The organism is Kribbella italica (genome assembly GCF_014205135.1).
Classification (GTDB): domain Bacteria; phylum Actinomycetota; class Actinomycetes; order Propionibacteriales; family Kribbellaceae; genus Kribbella; species Kribbella italica.
Map to the genome: position 1 here is coordinate 1,115,634 of NZ_JACHMY010000001.1, position 18,178 is coordinate 1,133,811.

The window sequence follows — 18,178 nt, forward strand, 5'->3', positions numbered from 1 at the left end:
TGGGAGGTCTGCGCAGACATGGCGTCCAGCGACAGTTTCGTGCACCTGCACAACCACACTGAGTACTCCATGCTGGACGGCGCCGCGCGGATCGACGAGTTGTTCAAGGCCACCAGCGAGGCCGGTATGCCGGCGCTCGCGACCACCGACCACGGCTACGTCTTCGGTGCGTACGAGTTCTGGAAGACCGCGAAGAAGTACGACGTCAAGCCGATCATCGGCGTCGAGGCCTACCTGACTCCGCAGACCCACCGCACCGAGCGCCGGCGGGTCAAGTGGGGTGACGCCGGCAGCAGCCGCGACGACGTGTCCGGTGGCGGTTCCTACACGCACATGACCCTGCTGGCGAAGAACACCGGCGGCATGCACAACCTGTTCAAGATGGCCTCGCTCGCGAGCCTCGAGGGGTACTACTTCAAGCCCCGGATGGACCGGGAGCTCCTGCAGACCTACGGCCAGGGCCTGATCGGGACGACCGGGTGCGTCGGTGGCGAGGTGCAGACCCGGCTGCGGCTCGGGCAGTACAAGGAGGCCCTCGAGGCCGCCTCGGAGTTCCGCGACATCTTCGGCGCGGAGAACTTCTACTGCGAGGTGATGGACCACGGCATCGAGATCGAGCGGCAGACCCAACGGGAGCTGCTCCGGCTGGCCAAAGAACTCAACCTGCCGCTCGTCGCGACGAACGACCTGCACTACACCCGCCAGGAAGACGCCACCGCGCACGCTGCGCTGCTCTGCGTCCAGTCCGCCTCGACCCTGTCGGACCCGAACCGGTTCAAGTTCGACGGCGACGAGTTCTACCTGAAGACGCCGGCGCAGATGCGCGAGACGTTCCGCGACCTTCCCGGGGCCTGTGACAACACGCTGCTGATCGCCGAGCAGTGCGACGTCACCTTCACCGAGGGCGAAGGCCGGTTCATGCCGCGCTTCCCCTGCCCGGACGGCCACAACGAGGAGTCCTGGTTCATCGCCGAGGTCGAGACCGGCCTGCACAAGCGCTACCCCGAAGGCGTCCCGGACCACGTCCGCAAGCAGGCCGAGTACGAGATCGAGGTCATCACCTCGAAGGGGTACGCCGGCTACTTCCTCGTCGTCGCCGACTTCATCAACTGGGCCAAGGAGCACGGCATCCGGGTCGGTCCCGGCCGTGGATCCGGTGCCGGTTCGATGTGTGCGTACGCGATGCGGATCACCGACCTCGACCCGCTGCAGCACGGCCTGATCTTCGAGCGCTTCCTCAACCCGGAGCGGATGTCGATGCCCGACTTCGACATCGACTTCGACGACCGCCGCCGCCCCGAGGTGATCCGCTACGTCACCGAGAAGTACGGCGACGACCGGGTCGCGATGATCGTCACGTACGGCACGATCAAGGCCAAGCAGGCGATCAAGGACGCCGGCCGGGTGCTGGACTACCCGTTCGCGATGGGCGACCGGATCACCAAGGCGATGCCGCCGGCGGTGATGGGCAAGGACGTGCCGCTGTCGGGCATCTTCGACCCGCAGCACAAGCGCTACTCCGAGGCCGGCGAGTTCCGCCAGCTGTACGAGTCCGACCAGGACGTCCGCAAGATCGTCGACACCGCCCGCGGCCTGGAGAACCTGAAGCGCCAGTGGGGTGTGCACGCGGCCGGCGTGATCATGTCCTCGGAACCGCTGATCGACCTGATCCCGATCATGCGCCGCGACCAGGACGGCCAGGTGATCACCCAGTTCGACTACCCGAGCTGCGAGACGCTCGGCCTGGTCAAGATGGACTTCCTCGGCCTGCGCAACCTGACGATCATGGACGACGCGGTCAAGAACGTGGAGGCCAGCCGCGGTATCACGCTGGACCTGGACGCGCTCGGCCGCAGCCTCGACGACAAGGCGACCTTCGAGCTGCTCGGCCGCGGTGACACGCTCGGCGTGTTCCAGTTCGACGGCGGCCCGATGCGGGCGCTGCTGCGGCTGATGAAGCCGGACAACTTCGAGGACATCTCCGCGGTCGGCGCGCTGTACCGTCCCGGCCCGATGGGCGCGAACTCGCACACCAACTACGCGCTGCGCAAGAACAAGCAGCAGGAGATCAGCTACCCGCACGACGAGCTCGCGGTCGCGCTGGAGCCGATCCTCGGGACGACGTACGGCCTGATCGTGTACCAGGAGCAGGTGATGGCGATCGCCCAGCAGCTGGGCGGTTACACGCTCGGCAAGGCGGACCTGCTCCGCCGGGCGATGGGCAAGAAGAAGCGCGAGGTGCTCGACGCGGAGTACGTCGGCTTCTCCGAGGGCATGAAGGCCAACGGCTTCTCGGCGCAGTCGATCAAGGCGCTGTGGGACGTCCTGGTCCCGTTCTCCGACTACGCGTTCAACAAGGCGCACTCGGCGGCGTACGGGCTGGTCTCGTACTGGACCGCCTACCTGAAGGCGAACTACCCCGCCGAGTACATGGCCGCGGTGCTGACGTCCGTCAAGGACGACAAGGACAAGATGGCCATCTACCTGAACGAGTGCCGCCGGATGGGCATCAAGGTGCTGCCGCCGGACGTCAACGAGTCCGACTCCGACTTCACCCCGGTCGGCACCGACATCCGCTTCGGGCTGTCCGGGATCCGCAACGTCGGCGTCAACGTGGTGGCCGAGATCGTCGGCGCGCGCGAGTCCGAGGGCCGGTTCACCGACTTCGTCGACTTCATCGACAAGGTGCCGCTGCCGGTCTGCAACAAGCGCGTGATCGAGTCGCTGGCCAAGGCCGGCTCGTTCGACTCGATGAACCACGCCCGGCGCGCGGTCGTCGCGGTGCACGAGCAGGCCGTCGACGAGGCGATCGACCTCAAGCGCAACGAGGCGCACGGCCAGTTCGACCTGTTCTCGATGGGCGACGACGAGGCCGACTCCGGCGACGGCAACAGCCGGCTGACGGTCCGGGTGCCCGAGATCGAGGAGTGGGACAAGGCGACCAAGCTGGCGCACGAGCGCGACATGCTGGGGCTGTACGTGTCCGACCACCCGCTGTTCGGCGTCGAGCACGTGCTCACCAACGGCACCGACTCCACGATCGGTCAGCTGCTCGCGGACGAGGACCGGCCCGACGGCAGCCGGGTGACGATCGGCGGTCTGGTCACGGCCGTCCAGCGCAAGGTCAACAAGCGCGGCGACATCTACGCGATCGTCACGATCGAGGACCTCGAAGGTTCGATCGAAGTGATGATGTTCTCCTCGGCGTACCAGCTGCACGCGCACCTGCTGACCAACGACGCGATCATCTTGATGAAGGGCCGGGTCCGGCGCCGTGAGGACCGGCTCGAGCTGAGCGGTGACGAGGTCACCGTGCCGGACCTGACCCAGGGCCCGAGCGGCCCGGTGGTCATCACGATGCCGGTCAACCGCTGCACCCAGCCGGTGGTCGACCAGCTGCGCGACGTGCTGCAGTCGCACCCCGGCATGACCGAGGTGCAGCTGCGCCTGCAGGCCCGGCAGAAGACGACGGTGATGCGGATCGGCGACCGGTTCCGGGTCACCCCGACGTCCTCGCTGATGGCGGACCTGAAAGCCCTGCTCGGCCCGTCCTGCCTGGCCGGCTGAGGCACCGGTGAGCGAAAGCATTGACCCGGTACGTCACACTGGCCCCGTGAGTCAGCCACTACCACCCGACCCCACCCAGCCGAACCCCCAGGGGCCTTGGTCCACCGGGCAGCCCGAGCCGAGCGCTCTGGGGCAGGCAGGTTCGCCGGGGTACGCCGGGCAAGCGGGTCCGGGGCAGTCGGGTCCGGGGCGGGCCGGGCAAGCGGGGTACGCCGGGCAGGCGGCTCCGGGGGAGTCAGGCCCCGGGCAGACCGGGCAGCCGGGCTCGCCGGCGTACGGCGGGCAGGGCTGGGCGTCTTCGGAGGCCGCCTCGGGGCACGCCTCTCACTCCACCCAGGGGCACGGCTCGGTTTCGTCCGGGCCGGTGTACTCCGGGGGCAGCGGGCCGTATGCGCCGCAAGCGTTCGGAGGGTCGTTCGGGGCTCCTCGGCAGCCGGCGCCGAAACTTCCCTGGAGCCGGGCGATCGCGGTGACCGTCGCCGTGTTCCTGGTGGCCGGGGCGATCGCCGGGTGGGCGTGGCAGCAGTACGCACCGCTCGCGCAGTACACGATCGACGAGAACGGCGGCGCCCTCGGCGAGGAGCAGATGACCCGGGTGTTCGGCCCGGACGGCATGTTCGTCGCGATCGGCTTCCTCACCGCGCTCGTGCTCGGCGCCGCGCTGTTCTGGTGGTTGCGCGACTACGGACCGTGGGCAGTCGCCGTCGTCTGCGTCGGCTCGGTGGTCGGCTCGGCCGTCGCCTGGGGCGTCGGCATGCTGCTCGGCCACGACCCGCTCGACCCACGTCTCCAGGCGGCCAAGCCCGGCGACCTGCTCGCCGCGCCGCTCGAGCTGCACACCTGGACCCCGCTCGCGGCCTGGCTCGTCGGCGCCGCCCTCGCGGCCGCGATCATCGCCGCGCTGACCTGGCGCGCGGAACCAGTTGCAACCACATCGGTATCTTCCGCGTCAGAATCATCGGCGCAGGTGAAATAGCCTGTTCCGGCCCGGTGGCATCTCACCGGTGACGCGAGGGGGCACGATGTCCGACCAGACCAATCCGCCGGTCAACCCGCACCAGCCCGGTGCAACCGGCGGCCAACCGGGCCCGAACGGCCCGTACCCCGCTCCTGGCACCCAGAGTCACCAATTCGGTGCTCAGGGCAACCAAGGCCTCTGGCCGCAGGGCGGTGGCCAGCCGCCGCAGCAGGGCGGGCAACCGCCGTACCAGGGCCAACCGCCGTACCAGGGGCAGCCGGGTTACCAGGGCCAGCCGCAGTACGGGCAGCCGCAGCAGGGCTACCAGGGCCAGCAGCCGCCGTACGGACAGCCGCAGTACGGCGGTCCGCAGGGTGACGGTGGCCAGCCGCCGTACGGGCCGGGCTTCGGCCAGGCCCAGCAGTGGCAGCCCGAGCCGCCGAAGCGCCGCAACAAGTGGATCCCGCTCGTCGCCGTCGTGGCGGTGCTCGCCGTGCTCGGTGGCGGAGGCCTGTTCGCCTACGCGCGGCTCAACGGTGGCGGCGGTCAGCCGGCCGAGGTGCTGCCCGGGACCGCGGTCGCCTACGCCCGCATCGACCTGAATCCGTCGGCCGGTCAGCGCGTCGCCGCACTGCGGTACCTGATGAAGTTCCCGTCCGCGAAGGAGCGGATCGGACTCACCAGCGACAACGACGACCTGCGGCAGAAGCTGTTCGACCTGCTGAAGAAGGAAGCCGGCGACGAGCTCGCCGACGTCGACTTCGAGAAGGACGTCAAGCCGTGGCTGGGGGACCGGGCCGGACTGGCCGCGCTGCCGCCGTCCGGTGACAGCAAGACGCCGGACGTCGTGGTCGCGGTCCAGGTGAAGAGCGAGGACAAGGCCAACGCCGGCCTGGACAAGCTGTTCGCCAAGGAGAAGGAGAAGCCGGGCCGTGTCTTCACCGACGGCTACGTGCTGCTCGGCGACAACCAGGCCGTGGTCGACTCGGCTGCTTCGACGGCCAAGGACAGCCCGCTGAGCAAGAACTCCAAGTTCGACGGCGACATGGCCGCGCTCGGCGAGCAGGGCTTCGCGTCGTTCTGGGCCGACACCGCCGGACTGGCACTGCTCGGCAACAGCAAGCTGACCGAGGAGCAGCGCAAGGCGCTACCGGCCGGCTCGATGGCCGCGGCGCTGCGGTTCGACGCGAGCTACGTCGAGCTGAAGGGCGTGGTCCGCAGCGACCAGACCGTGAAGACCGGCGCGGCCGATGCGGGCGACCTGCTCGCGAAGCTGCCGGAGAGCTCGGCGGGTGGGATGGCCGTGTCGGGTGGTTCGGACCTGGTCGACACCGCGTGGGAGCAGATGAAGAAGTCCAGCGGCATCGATCTGGAGGAGCTGACCTCGGGCTTCACCGACCAGTACGGGCTCGTCCTGCCGGACGACCTGAAAACGCTGCTGGGCAAGAACTTCGCGGTCGCGATCGACCGGGACAACGGCGAGAACGGCCCGCAGATCGCCGTCCGGTCCGAGACCGACCCGGCCAAGGCCGCTGTGGTGGCGGACAAGGTGATGCGCCTGGTCCGTGAGCGCAGCGAGCTGAACATCCCGGTCGAGAAGGCCCAGGACGACGACACGCTGGTGATCTCCACCGACAAGGGCTACGCCGAGAAGGTCCTCAAGGGCGGCAACCTCGGTGAGTCGGAGAGCTTCAAGCAGGCGATCCCGGACCCGAAGGGCGCGGTGCTCGCGGCGTACGTCGACTTCGACGGTATCGGCGCGCTGACCGAGGAGCTCAAGACGAACAAGGACGCCGCCGCGCTCCGCTCGGCCGGCGTCACCATCCGCCACACCGACGGCGGCCAGGCCGACTTCACCCTCCGGGTGGTCGCCAAGTAGTCAGGCTCTGCCCAAAGGCCCGGACCGTTGAGCTGTAACGGTCCGGGTCTTTGCGATGGATCCAGTGCCCGGTGCCGTCGAACTCGACCCGCGTGGTCGCCGGGCGACGTCGTACCATCTCGGCCGCCAGCTCCTCGCTGAGCAGAAAGCTGTCTGTTGCTCTCAGCAACAACATGGGTTGCCGTACGGCGGTCCAGTCGTCCCACCAGACGCCGGTGTTGCCGTGCTGCGCGGCCATCATGTCGTCGAGGTCGAACAGCAACTCCCAGCCACCGTCCCGCTGGACCACGCTCTCGAGGAAGTAGCTGGGCTCCGGGGTCGCGGCGAAGAACGCCTCCGCTGCTGGGCGATCAGGGAAGCGCGTCGGCCATCCGGTGACGTCGAGTACCGGCTGGGGCAACTCTTCCGTGACGGCGCCGACGTCCTCGACTACGACGCCCGCCACCAGGTCTGGCCGCCTGGCTGCCAACTGGAACGCCGTCACGCCACCCAGCGAGTGTCCGATCACCAGTGCCGGAGCGAGGTTGAGATCTTCGGCGAGCTCCGCCACATCGGCGACGAAGGCCTCACGCCCGAAGCCTGAGCTGTCCTCGGCCGCTCCCGTCAGCCCGTGCCCGCGCAGGTCCGGCGCGATCACCCGGTACTCGGGCGCCAGCCGCTCGGCGATCGCCGCGAAGGTCTTTCCCCGCCCGAACGTGCCGTGCAGAGCCAGGACCGGGAGCCCGCTCCCGCCGGAGTCCTCGTACTGAAGTTTCACGGTCTCAGTCTCCCCGCACCACGCGCCGGCTGGGTACACCTGCCAGGGACACCCCCAAGAAGGTGCTGACGGCAACCACCGCCGCCGCGACGACCAGACTGACCCGGAACCCGGCCAGGAAGTGCGCCGTACCGAGCAGGGCCCCGAACAGCGCGGCCGCCGTGCCGCTCCCGACCTGCCGGCTCGCGTTGAGCAGCCCGGCGCCGAATCCCGCCCGCGCCGCCGCGATGCCGTCCAGCATCATCGTGGTCATCGCGGGCGCGACGAGTCCGGCCCCGGCTCCGATCGGCAGCAGCCACGCGATCAGTGCCCAGAGCGAGACCTGCTCGTCGACCGAACACAGGCCGAGCAGTCCGGCCAGCATCAGCCCTTGCCCGACCAGCAACACCCGCCCGGCGCCGTACCGTGTCGTCAGCCGGCCGGCCAGCAGGTTCGCCGGGATGATCAGGGCGGTCATCGGGACGAAGACGAGTCCACTGACCCAGGCCGACTTCTCCAGCAGCTGCTGGACGAACAGGGTGACCACGAAGATCACGCCGTACGACGAGAAGTTCACCGCGAACCCGGTCACGGTGCTCACCACCGCTCCCGGGCCGATCGACAGCCGGCCAGTGCGCCGTACCGATCGCTGACCGGTTGGGACCGCGCACGTGGCGACCAGGATCGGCAGCCCGACGGCGACGTTCAACCAGAATGTGGCGGACCAGCCGAACGTGGTGGTGATCGCCCCGCCGACCGGAGAGCCGACGACCAGGGCGACTGCGCCGGCTGCGGACCATCGCCCGACGGCGCGCGTACGGCGTACTGGATCTGAGGTCGCCGCGGTCAGCAACGCCAGACCCGACGGCAGCACCGCCGCGGCCGCCGCTCCCTGCACAGCTCGCGCGGCCAGCAGCACGGTGAGGTCGCTCGCGTCGGCGCAGACCATCGACGTCGCCACGAACCCCGTCATCCCGATCGCGAACGCGCGACGGGCGCCGACCCGGTCGGACCACACGCCGGCCGGCAGCAGGCAGACCGCGAACACCAGCGAGTAGCCGCTGAGGATCCAGGCGAGCGCGTCGTCGGCGCCGAGCTCTCGCCCGATCGACGGCAGCGCGACCGTCACCAGTGAGGCGTTCAGAGTGATCAGGAAGAAGGAAGCGGCGGCGACTCCCGTAGCGAGCGCCGGCCGGGGCGTGATGGCATCCACGGCTACTACCGTGGTCGTTGCCGGCCGCCACGGAAAGGTTGCCGGGTGCACCTGTCAGGGACAGTCAGGAGGACCAGCATGTCGCGGTACGCCGGCCGGTCGCGCGAACTCGGCGCCTTCCTCCGCGAGCGCCGCAACCGCCTGGCGCCTGCCGCGGCCGGGCTCCCCGACACACCACGGCGTACGCCGGGACTGCGCCGCGAGGAGGTCGCCGAGCTCACCGGACTGAGCGTCGGCTACTACATCCGGCTCGAGCAAGGGCACGCGCGGCACCCGTCGTACGGCGTACTGGATGCGTTGGCTCGTACCCTCGACCTGACCGAGGACGAGACACGCCATCTCAAAGCTCTCGGCGGGCAACGGGAGGCGCCATCGGCGCCGGCGACCGAGCGGGTCTCGCGCTCGGCGCTCCGACTGATGAGCCTCTTCGCGCCTCCGACCGCGGTGGTGGTGCTCGGCCGCACCGGCGACGTCCTCGCCTGGAACCGCTCGGCGACTCGCCTCTTCCCCGGTCGCCTGCCCGAGCCGGGGGAGCGCCCGGGACCCGGCTCGAACAACGCGCGGTACATCTTCCAGGACCCGTCCGCGCGCACCCTGTTCAGCAACTGGCCCGAGGTCGCCGACGACACCGTCGCCCACCTCCGCTCCGCCGCCGGTCACCTCGTCGACGACCCCGCCGTCCGGGCCCTCGTCGACGAACTGCTCGAGACCTGCCCCGAGTTCGCCACCCGCTGGGCCCGCCGCGACGTTCGCGAACGCGTCTCCGGCGACAAGCACCTCGATCACCCGCAGCTGGGCCGCATCACCATCGGCTACGAAGTCACCGCCCTGCTCGACGAGCCGCACCAGTGGCTCGTCGTCTACTCGGTCCCCGCCGAACTTCTTCACGCGCCGATGTCGAAATCCTGACCCCGGCTTCTACCTCCGGGTGTCACCACCACCCGAGAGGACCCGCAATGAACCACATCACTGCCATCAGCACCATCGCCGTCCCGGTCACCGCCCAGGACCGAGCCGTCGCCTTCTACGTCGACACCCTCGGCTTCGACCTCCACTTCGACGCCGAGCTCCCCCAACTCAACGGCCGCTGGATCGTCGTCGCCCCACCCGGCGCCACCACAACCCTCGCCCTGATCCCCACCACCGACCAAACCCCCACAGGCGCTGACACCGGCATCCGCCTCACCACCCCCAACGCCGCAGCCGCCCACGCGGCCCTGACCGCCCAGTCAGTCGCCGTCGACGCCCTACTCAGCTGGCCCGGAGTCCCGCCCATGTTCACCTTGCACGACCCGGACGGAAACACCCTCTACCTGGTCGAGGGCTGATCCACCTGCACCCGCGCCGCACCGACTCCGCACCCGCACCGACTCCGGCCGGCCCGGTCACCGCGCTCGCCCTCAGCCTCGGTCCGATCACCGTTCCCACCGAGCCGGCTCCGCCGCTCCCTTGAACTCAAGGGAGCGGCTTCGCGCCCACAGTCCCCCGAGTCCGCCGATGCCCACCACTGTCCAACCTCCAGCGCCCGCCCGGTCCCACGCTCAGCAGCGAGCGACCGAGCCCGGAATCGGTGGATTGATCAGTGGTGGGCGTCGCCCTCGCCCGCTCCGCGTCCGGCGCCCCAGGCCCCCTGCGTCCCGATCCACCCCCAGGCCGCCCGCGTCCCGATCCGCCCCAGGCCGCCCGCGTCCCGATCCGCCCCAGGCCGCCTGCGTCCCGATCCACCCAGGCCCCTTGTGCCCTTCAGCGGCAGGCCTTCGGAGTGCTCGACCGGTGAGTGCCCACGGCGGCGTACGGCTGCTCAACAGTCCCACCGGGAGCAGCCACACCCACCGCCCACAAGCAGCGCCCGACCACGGTCGACCCGTGCAGATACCCAGCACCGGGGGGAGCGGTCGTCTCGACAAAAGCGTTGCCCGACAGCTCAGCCACGATCGGCTCCTGCGTGGTGGGATCCCCGCCAACAGCCACCGGACGCCCGTCGACGAACTCCAGGTCGTGGAACTGCCCCGTCCGCACCGGCGCCGCGACCTCGGTCCACTTCTTCCCGTCGAAGTGCAGCGCCAGCGGCTGCCGCCAGAACTCCTCGCTCGGCTTCTCACCCACCGCCCAGATGTCGTCCGCCGCGCGCACCACCAGCTGCGCGATCTCGAACTGCCGATCGGTCGGCATGTCGATCGGCAGCTTCACCTCCCGCCACGCCTTCCCGTCGTACCGGGCCATCCCACCGATGCCCGCCGCCCACACGTCCTGCGGCGAAACCTGCTCGAGGTCATCGAGATAGATGATGTGCTGCAAGCCCGCACTCGGCAGCGCCGTCCACTTCCCGCCGGCGTACCGGCGTACGGCGGTCTGGTAGTTCCCGTCCGCATCAGTCGCAGCCTCGCCGACCAGCACCCCTGCTCCAGCGGCCGTCACAGCCGTGTACTGCGAGGAGCCGGCCACCGGCTCGACCGGATTCTTCACCCGGCTCCACGCCATCCCGTTCCAGCGCTGCAGCAACGCCCGGTCGCCGTTCTCCGGGTCCTCGGTCGCGCCTACCGCCCACACGTCGCTCCGCGAGCGAACGAGCAGATCGTCCAACCGACCGTCCGCCACGGAACTCTCCGTACGACGCCAAGCCTTCCCGTCCCAGTACGCCGCGAGCGGGTGGAACCGCAACGCCTCACCGTCCTGCTCGAGCGAGATCCCCACACTCCACTGCGCGCCATCGGCACGCTCGGTCGTGTAGAGCACCGCGGTCCCCAGCTCGGTCGGCGTCTCGGTCCAGTCGATCGGCGCCGGCGCGGCAGCACCCGCCACGGTTGTCGTGAGCAGCAACCCGGTCAGCACAGAGGTCAGCAAGGCAAAGCCCTTCGTCGTCGGAGTCTCCACCCCGTACGACGCGCCGACCTCCCCAACGCGTTACCCCCGCCGACCCGCCGAGCCGCCGACCCGCCGAGCGACGAGCCGCCGACCGCCGATCGACGAGCCGCCGGGCCGCGGAAACGCGTTACCTCCGACGAGCCGCTGACCGACAAGATCAGGGATCGACAGCACCGAGCACAACCCGAACAGCGCGATGCACAGGTCGCCGACGACCTCGGTGCCACTACGCACACCAGACGCCGCACAGCGATCCCTGCCGCTCAACCCGCGAGCCCGCCCGCCCAGCTACTCCGCAGCCAGCGCCTCCAGCACCCCCTCGCCGTACTTGGCCAGCTTGTTCTCGCCGACGCCGCTGATCTTGCCCAGCTCCGTCAACGAGCCCGGCAGATCGGTCGCGATCTGCCGCAGCGTCGCATCGTGGAAGATCACGTACGCCGGTACGCCCTGCTCCTTCGCCGTCGCGCCCCGCCAGGCGCGCAGCCGCTCGAACACCGGCGCCGCCTCGGCGGGCAGGTCGACGACCTTCTTCTTGCTCCCGCCGCCCGACGACTTCGACCGCCCGACCCGCTCGGGTTCGCGCCGCATCATCACGTCGCGGCGCCGACCGAGCACCTCGGCGCTCTCGGCCGTCAGCAGCAGCGTGCCGTAGTCACCTTCGACAGTGAGCAGCCGCTGGGCCAGCAGTTGCCGGATCACCCCACGCCACTCGGTGTCCTTCAGCTCGGTCCCGATGCCGAAGACGCTCAGGTCGTCGTGCCGGAACTGCTTGATCTTCTCGGTCGTCTTGCCGAGCAGGATGTCGATCACCTGGCCGGCGCCGAACTTCTGGTTCCGCTCGTGCTGCAGCCGGTACACCGTGGAGAGCAGCTTCTGCGCCGGGATCGTGCCGTCCCACGACTCCGGCGGGACCAGACAGGTGTCGCAGTTGCCGCACGGCTCGCCCTGCTGGCCGAAGTACGCGAGCAGCTGGACCCGCCGGCACTGCACGGTCTCGCACAGCGCGAGCATCGCGTCGAGGTGTGAACCGAGCCGGCGCCGGTGCGCCGCGTCGCCTTCGGACGTGTCGATCATCTTGCGCTGCTGCACGACGTCCTGCAGCCCGTACGCGAGCCAGGCGGTCGACGGCAGACCGTCGCGACCCGCGCGTCCGGTCTCCTGGTAGTACCCCTCGACCGACTTCGGCAGGTCCAGGTGCGCGACGAACCGTACGTCGGGTTTGTCGATGCCCATCCCGAACGCGATCGTCGCGACCACGACCAGGCCGTCCTCGCGCAGGAAGCGGGACTGGTTCTTCGCACGCGTCCGGCTGTCCAGACCGGCGTGGTACGGCACGGCCTCGATCCCGTTCTGGGTCAGAAAAGTGGCGGTCTTCTCGACGCTGTTACGCGACAGGCAGTAGACGATGCCCGCGTCGCCGGCGTGCTCGGTGCGCAGCAGGTCGAGCAGCTGGCGCTGCGGGCTGTCCTTGCCGACGATCCGGTACTGGATGTTGGGCCGGTCGAAGCTGGCGACGAAGTGCCGCGCCTCGGTCAGGTTCAGCCGGGTGGCGATCTCGGCGTGCGTTGCCTCGGTCGCCGTCGCGGTCAGCGCGATCCGCGGAACGTCCGGCCAGCGCTCGTGCAGCTCCGACAGCATCAGGTAGTCGGGGCGGAAGTCGTGCCCCCACTGGGACACGCAGTGCGCTTCGTCGATCGCGAACAACGAGATCTTGCCCTGGTCGAGCAGCCGGACCGTCGCGTCGACCCGCAGCCGCTCGGGCGCCAGGTAGAGCAGGTCGAGGTCGCCGGCCAGGAAAGCCTGCTCGACCTCGCGACGCTGCTCGAAGTCCTGCGTCGAGTTCAGGAAGCCGGCCCGTACGCCGAGCGCGGTGAGCGCGTCGACCTGGTCCTGCATCAGCGCGATCAGCGGCGAGATCACCACCCCGACGCCGGATCTGACCAGCGCGGGGATCTGGTAGCACAGTGACTTGCCGCCGCCGGTCGGCATCAGGACGAGCGCGTCCCCACCACCGACGACGGTCTCGATGATGTCGCGTTGCTCCCCGCGGAACGCGTCGTACCCGAACACCCTGTGCAGGACCTGCAGGGCTTCGGAGTCTGGCAGTTCCGGTGTCGTTTCGGCCACGCGGCGATTCTACGGAGGTCGCGAGGTTCGCGGGGGGACCCTGTGGATTACTTGGTCTCGCCGGCGTACGTCCCGACGCTCCAGACGTTGCCCTCGGGATCGGTGACGGCGAACCCGCGCGATCCGTAGTCCTCCTCGCGCATCTCGCGCAGCACCTTCGCACCGGCCGCGATCACCTGTGGATAAAGGGAATCCGGATCGTCGTGAACGAGATAACTTCCCTGTGCCTGGCCGACGAAGCGGTCGAACTCATTGGGTTCGGCGTTGCGGTCGACCGAGCTGACCATCACCCCACCACCGTGCGGCCACAGCAGTTCGGCGTGCGCGATCGATCCCTCGGCGACCCCGGGGTAGGAGGCGACCAGCGTGAACCCCAGCCCTTCGGTGAGGAACTTCAGTGCGGCCTGTCCGTCGCGGTAGATCAGCGTCGGCCAGACGCCGATCCGCCCAGTGCTCTGTGTTGTGTTCATGTCCACGACTCTGCCTTCTCCACGAGAGGTTCGTCTTGAACGTATGGGAGTTCCTCGGCGATCCACTGCCGCGGCGAGCAGCCGGCGAGCGCGTTCCACTCCCGGGACAGGTGCGCCTGGTCGGCGTAGCCGAGATCGGCGGCCAGATCTGCGAGTTTGGTCCGCGGCGCGTGCTTCAGCCGCTGGACGGCTTGCTCGAAACGCATCACGCGGGCAGCGACCTTGGGCGCGAGTCCGTACTCCTGACGGAAACGTTCGGTCAGGTGACGCCGGCCCCAGCCGACCTCGGTCGCCAGGTCCTGTACGCCGACGCCGCCGCTGGTCTGTGCGAGCCGTTGCCAGGCCCAGCAGATCTCGGCGCGGGGCTGGGGGACAGGCTCGTTGCGCCAGGCCTCGAGCAGCAGTTGCTCCACCATGGCGAAGCGCTGCGCCCAGCTGGGTGTCTCGCGCAGTTGCTCGCTGAGCTCGCGGGCGGGCCGGCCGAGTACGTCGTCGAGCGGGACCACGATCGAGGCCAGCTCGCTCGGTGGGAGACCGAGCAGCGCGCGGCTGCCGGCCGGCGTGAGCGCAAGCTGGAGCCCGGCCCGGTTGGGGGACTGGCCGATCCGCACGGCTGTCGAGTGGAGTCCACCGGCGAGGGTCTCGAACTTCTGCGTCGGCGCGTCCGGCCAGGCGATGCCCAGCGGCTCGTCCAGCGTGATCACCACAGTCAGCGACCGGGAGGGCAGCCCGCGGTGCAGCTCGGGCGGCTCCCCGCGGTAGTCGTAGCCGATCAGGTCGTCGAGGTACGGGCGCAGCGCGGGATGCACCCGGTGCGCCTGCAGCTCGAAGTCCTCCATCGCCCCAGGCTAGATCGCGGACCCGACAAAAGCTCCCCTCAGACTGGGCGGCGGGCGATGACCAGGCGGCCGAAGTCGGTGCGGGCCAGACGTTCGATCTCGAAACCCGCGGTCTTCGCCTCGTCGGCCAACTGCTTGGCGGTCCGGCCGAACGGCACACCCCAGCCGTGCGCGACCAGCTTCCGGAGGCTGTACGCCGGTCGATCGGCCTCGTCCGGTTCGGGCTCCATCTCCTGCATCAGCAGTACGCCGCCTGGCTGCAGCACCCGCAGCAGCATGGCGAGCGTCTCCGCTCGGGTCTGCTCGGGGAAGAACGGCTGCGCCCAGAACGCACCGCTGAACCTGTCCGCTTCGTCCAGCTCCCGCGCATCCATCACCCGGATGTCGATCCGATCCGTCACGCCGAACGCCTCCGCCCGTCGTACGGTCTCAGCGGCGACCGTCGGGACCAGCTCGATCGCGACGGCCTCCATCTCCGGGTACAGGGAGGCCAGCGTCAGCGTCGCGCAGGCGACTCCGCAGCCGGCGTCGAGCCACGGGCCGGCCTTGATCGCGGCGGACAGCTCGGGCAACTGCGGGACGAAGATCTGCTCGTACAGCGCCTTCGTCACGGCGCCTGCCGCGCCACCCGCCGCGCGAGCGACCACGAGCGCGTCCGGCTCGGTCAGCGGCAGCGGTCCGGGCTCCTCGGCCGCCGTACGGGTCAGCCGTGTCATCAGTTCGGAGCGATCGAGCAGGTCGTCCAATCCGATCCAGGCATCCGCGGCGGCGAGCGCCTCGAAGGATGCGCTCAGCTGTACGTGCCCGTCCAACTGTTCCACGATCCCGTGCGCCTCGAGAACGGCGAGGACGTCGGTCAGCCGGTCCGGCGGCAGGCCGGAGAAGTCGGCGAGCGCGGCGAGCTCGCGGCGTTCGAGGAGGAACTGCGTCCACCCACGGTCCCGCAGGGACGTCAGCAGGGCCAGCGCCTGGGCACCGTTCGCCCAGGTCTCCACCTGGTCTCGCGCGGCGCGGGAGAGCGCGAGCCGCTCCATCGGGTCTGATCCGGTGGTGGCTACCGGTACGGCGTCGTCAAGTGTGCTCACAGGGACAAGATGCAGGACGGCGCGCGACGTTCGGACACTCGCCCTGGGGCGTGGCGACTTCCCGTCGTACGCGACGCGAACATCCCGTTGGAACCAGGACGTGGCCGGGTGAGCTGCCGGGATGTGGGACCGGCGTTTCGGCATTCGGGACGGGAGTGGCAACATGCTAGGTGAGCAGTCCGAGAAGCGAGGAGATACCGTCGTGCCTGCATTGAGGTCCCGTACTGTCACCCACGGTCGCAACATGGCGGGCGCCCGCGCGCTCATGCAGGCCTCCGGGGTAGCGCGGGAGGACTTCGGCAAACCGATCATCGCCGTGGCGAACAGCTTCACCGAGTTCGTGCCGGGGCACACCCACCTCCAGCCGGTGGGCCGGATCGTGTCCGAAGCGATTCACGCGGCCGGTGGCATCGCGCGCGAGTTCAACACGATCGCCGTCGACGACGGCATCGCGATGGGCCACGGCGGCATGCTCTACAGCCTCCCGTCGCGCGACCTGATCGCCGACTCGGTCGAGTACATGGTCGAGGCACACTGCGCCGACGCGCTGATCTGCATCTCCAACTGCGACAAGATCACCCCGGGCATGCTGATGGCCGCGCTGCGGCTGAACATCCCGACCGTGTTCGTCTCCGGCGGACCGATGGAGGCCGGCCGGGCGACGCTGGTCGACGGCACCGTGCGCAAGCTGGACCTGATCGACGCGATGTCCGAGGCGGTCAACGAGAACGTCTCCGACGCCGACATCCAGCGGATCGAGGAGAACGCCTGCCCGACCTGCGGGTCCTGCTCGGGCATGTTCACCGCGAACTCGATGAACTGCCTGACCGAGGCGATCGGCCTGTCCCTGCCCGGCAACGGCTCGGTCCTGGCCACCCACACCGCCCGCAAGGCCCTGTACGAGAACGCCGGGCGCACGGTCGTCGAGATCACCAAGCGGTACTACGACACCGACGACGAGAACGTGCTGCCGCGCAACATCGCGTCCCGCGCCGCGTTCGAGAACGCGATGGCGCTCGACATCGCGATGGGCGGCTCCACCAACACGATCCTGCACCTGCTGGCCGCGGCGCAGGAGGCCGAGGTCGACTTCGGGCTGGACGACATCAACGCCGTCTCCCGGCGGGTGCCGTGCCTCGCGAAGGTCGCGCCGAACGTCGCGCCGGGGGGCACGTACTACATGGAGGACGTGCACCGGGCCGGCGGTATCCCGGCGATCCTCGGTGAGCTGTACCGGGGTGGTCTGCTGAACGAGGACATCCACACCGTGCACAGCGACTCGATCGACGAGTGGCTGAAGACGTGGGACCTGCGCGGCGGTTCGCCGTCCGCGGAGGCCGTCGAGATGTGGCACGCCGCGCCCGGGTGCGTGCGGTCGGCGACCGCGTTCTCGCAGTCGGAGCGTTGGGACACGCTGGACACCGACGCGGCCGGCGGATGCATCCGCGACAGCGCGCACGCGTACTCGACCGATGGTGGCCTGGCGGTGCTGAAGGGCAACCTGGCCGAGGACGGCTGCGTCGTGAAGACCGCCGGCGTCGACGAGTCGATCTGGACGTTCCAGGGCCCGGCCGTGGTCTGCGAGTCGCAGGAGGAAGCCGTCGAGAAGATCCTCGCCAAACAGGTCCAGCCCGGCGACGTCGTCGTGATCCGGTACGAGGGCCCGAAGGGCGGGCCCGGGATGCAGGAGATGCTCTACCCCACGTCGTTCCTGAAGGGCCGCGGCCTCGGCAAGGTCTGCGCACTGGTCACCGACGGCCGCTTCTCGGGCGGTACGTCGGGCCTGTCGATCGGCCACGCGTCACCCGAAGCAGCCTCCGGCGGCACCATCGCGCTGGTCCAGGACGGCGACCAGATCCGCATCGACATCCCCAACCGCTCGATCGACCTCCTGGTCGACGAGACCGAACTGGACGCCCGCCGCGTGGCCCTCAACGGCATCTACGCCCCCAAGTCCCGCGACCGCAAGGTCTCCCAAGCCCTCCGCGCCTACGCCGCCATGGCCACCAGCGCCGACAAGGGCGCAGTCCGAGACGTCACCAAACTCGCCTGACCCCCTCGCGCGCCCGGCCCCCGGCCGGGCGCGCGTGCACCACCGCGCGTGCACCACCGCGCGTGCACCACCGCGCGTGCACCACCGCGCGTGCACCACCGCGCGTGCACCACCGCGCGTGCACCACCGCGCGTGCACCACCGCGCGTGCACCACCCCGCGAACACCACCCAGGGGGCAGCGCGGGCCGCTCCGGGCGGGCACCACTCGCGAGGACCACCCCGCGGGCACCACGGGTGCGAGCGCCACGGCGTGGGCAGCACCGCGGGTGCAGCAGCACGCGGGCATCACCCGGCGAGCGGCGGGACCATCGGGCGAGGACCACCGCGCGCGAGCGGCACGCCCCGAAGCACCGCCGGGCGGGGGCCACCGTGCGAGCACCACCCC

Annotated in this window: 14 protein-coding genes; 6 read left to right on the plus strand and 8 right to left on the minus strand. The window is 69.9% G+C overall.

Features of this window, described 5'->3' with window-relative positions; translation table 11 throughout:
- The first annotated feature begins 18 nt into the window (after positions 1-18).
- From dnaE to HDA39_RS05255, 3 genes are all read left to right on the plus strand, one after another.
- A complete protein-coding gene (gene dnaE, locus HDA39_RS05245; RefSeq protein WP_184794102.1) occupies positions 19-3,567 on the plus strand; it encodes a DNA polymerase III subunit alpha in 3,549 nt (1,182 codons plus the stop codon).
- 469 nt (positions 3,568-4,036) lie between these two features.
- Positions 4,037-4,543 (plus strand): hypothetical protein, encoded by a 507-nt coding sequence (locus HDA39_RS05250; RefSeq protein ID WP_238355979.1) that lies wholly within the window; start codon positions 4,037-4,039, stop codon positions 4,541-4,543.
- 46 nt (positions 4,544-4,589) lie between these two features.
- Positions 4,590-6,404: a DUF3352 domain-containing protein gene (locus tag HDA39_RS05255; protein WP_184794103.1), complete on the plus strand. Its 1,815-nt coding sequence runs from the start codon at positions 4,590-4,592 to the stop codon at positions 6,402-6,404.
- Here HDA39_RS05255 and HDA39_RS05260 read toward each other — a convergent pair.
- The gene (locus tag HDA39_RS05260) at positions 6,379-7,161 is read right to left on the minus strand and encodes an alpha/beta fold hydrolase (RefSeq protein ID WP_337925636.1); all 783 of its coding nucleotides are present in this window, start codon (positions 7,159-7,161) and stop codon (positions 6,379-6,381) included. The genes HDA39_RS05255 and HDA39_RS05260 overlap by 26 nt on opposite strands.
- A 4-nt stretch (positions 7,162-7,165) precedes the next feature.
- A complete protein-coding gene (locus HDA39_RS05265; protein WP_184794105.1) occupies positions 7,166-8,353 on the minus strand; it encodes an MFS transporter in 1,188 nt (395 codons plus the stop codon).
- A gap of 78 nt (positions 8,354-8,431) precedes the next feature.
- On the opposite strand from HDA39_RS05265, the gene HDA39_RS05270 reads away from it, so the two are divergent.
- Both HDA39_RS05270 and HDA39_RS05275 read left to right on the plus strand, forming a co-directional pair.
- A complete protein-coding gene (locus HDA39_RS05270) occupies positions 8,432-9,262 on the plus strand; it encodes a helix-turn-helix transcriptional regulator (RefSeq protein ID WP_184794106.1) in 831 nt (276 codons plus the stop codon).
- A 47-nt stretch (positions 9,263-9,309) separates the two neighbouring features.
- Complete coding sequence (locus tag HDA39_RS05275) at positions 9,310-9,681, plus strand: VOC family protein (RefSeq protein ID WP_184794107.1); 372 nt, start codon at positions 9,310-9,312, stop codon at positions 9,679-9,681.
- A 415-nt stretch (positions 9,682-10,096) separates the two neighbouring features.
- Here HDA39_RS05275 and HDA39_RS05280 read toward each other — a convergent pair whose 3' ends face one another.
- Genes HDA39_RS05280 through HDA39_RS43615 form a run of 6 tightly spaced genes read right to left on the minus strand, consistent with a single transcriptional unit; the run spans position 10,097 to position 15,739 of the window.
- Entirely contained in the window at positions 10,097-11,197 is a 1,101-nt protein-coding gene (locus tag HDA39_RS05280) for a hypothetical protein (protein WP_184794108.1), read from the minus strand.
- Between the two features lie 60 nt (positions 11,198-11,257).
- Complete coding sequence (locus HDA39_RS05285) at positions 11,258-11,452, minus strand: hypothetical protein (protein WP_184794109.1); 195 nt, start codon at positions 11,450-11,452, stop codon at positions 11,258-11,260.
- Between the two features lie 54 nt (positions 11,453-11,506).
- Positions 11,507-13,345 carry a DNA helicase RecQ gene (gene recQ / locus HDA39_RS05290; RefSeq protein WP_184794110.1) on the minus strand — a complete coding sequence of 613 codons (1,839 nt, stop codon included), beginning with the start codon at positions 13,343-13,345 and terminating at the stop codon, positions 11,507-11,509.
- 47 nt (positions 13,346-13,392) lie between these two features.
- Positions 13,393-13,815 carry a VOC family protein gene (locus HDA39_RS05295; protein ID WP_184794111.1) on the minus strand — a complete coding sequence of 141 codons (423 nt, stop codon included), beginning with the start codon at positions 13,813-13,815 and terminating at the stop codon, positions 13,393-13,395.
- Positions 13,812-14,654: an AraC family transcriptional regulator gene (locus HDA39_RS05300; protein WP_184794112.1), complete on the minus strand. Its 843-nt coding sequence runs from the start codon at positions 14,652-14,654 to the stop codon at positions 13,812-13,814. Before HDA39_RS05300 ends, HDA39_RS05295 begins: the two co-directional genes overlap by 4 nt.
- Before the next feature lie 38 nt (positions 14,655-14,692).
- Positions 14,693-15,739, minus strand: a complete 1,047-nt coding sequence (locus HDA39_RS43615) for a methyltransferase domain-containing protein (protein WP_184794113.1) — start codon at positions 15,737-15,739, stop codon at positions 14,693-14,695.
- 202 nt (positions 15,740-15,941) lie between these two features.
- Between HDA39_RS43615 and ilvD the strand changes: the two genes are divergently transcribed.
- Positions 15,942-17,792: a dihydroxy-acid dehydratase gene (gene ilvD / locus HDA39_RS05310; protein WP_184794114.1), complete on the plus strand. Its 1,851-nt coding sequence runs from the start codon at positions 15,942-15,944 to the stop codon at positions 17,790-17,792.
- Positions 17,793-18,178: the final 386 nt, after the last annotated feature.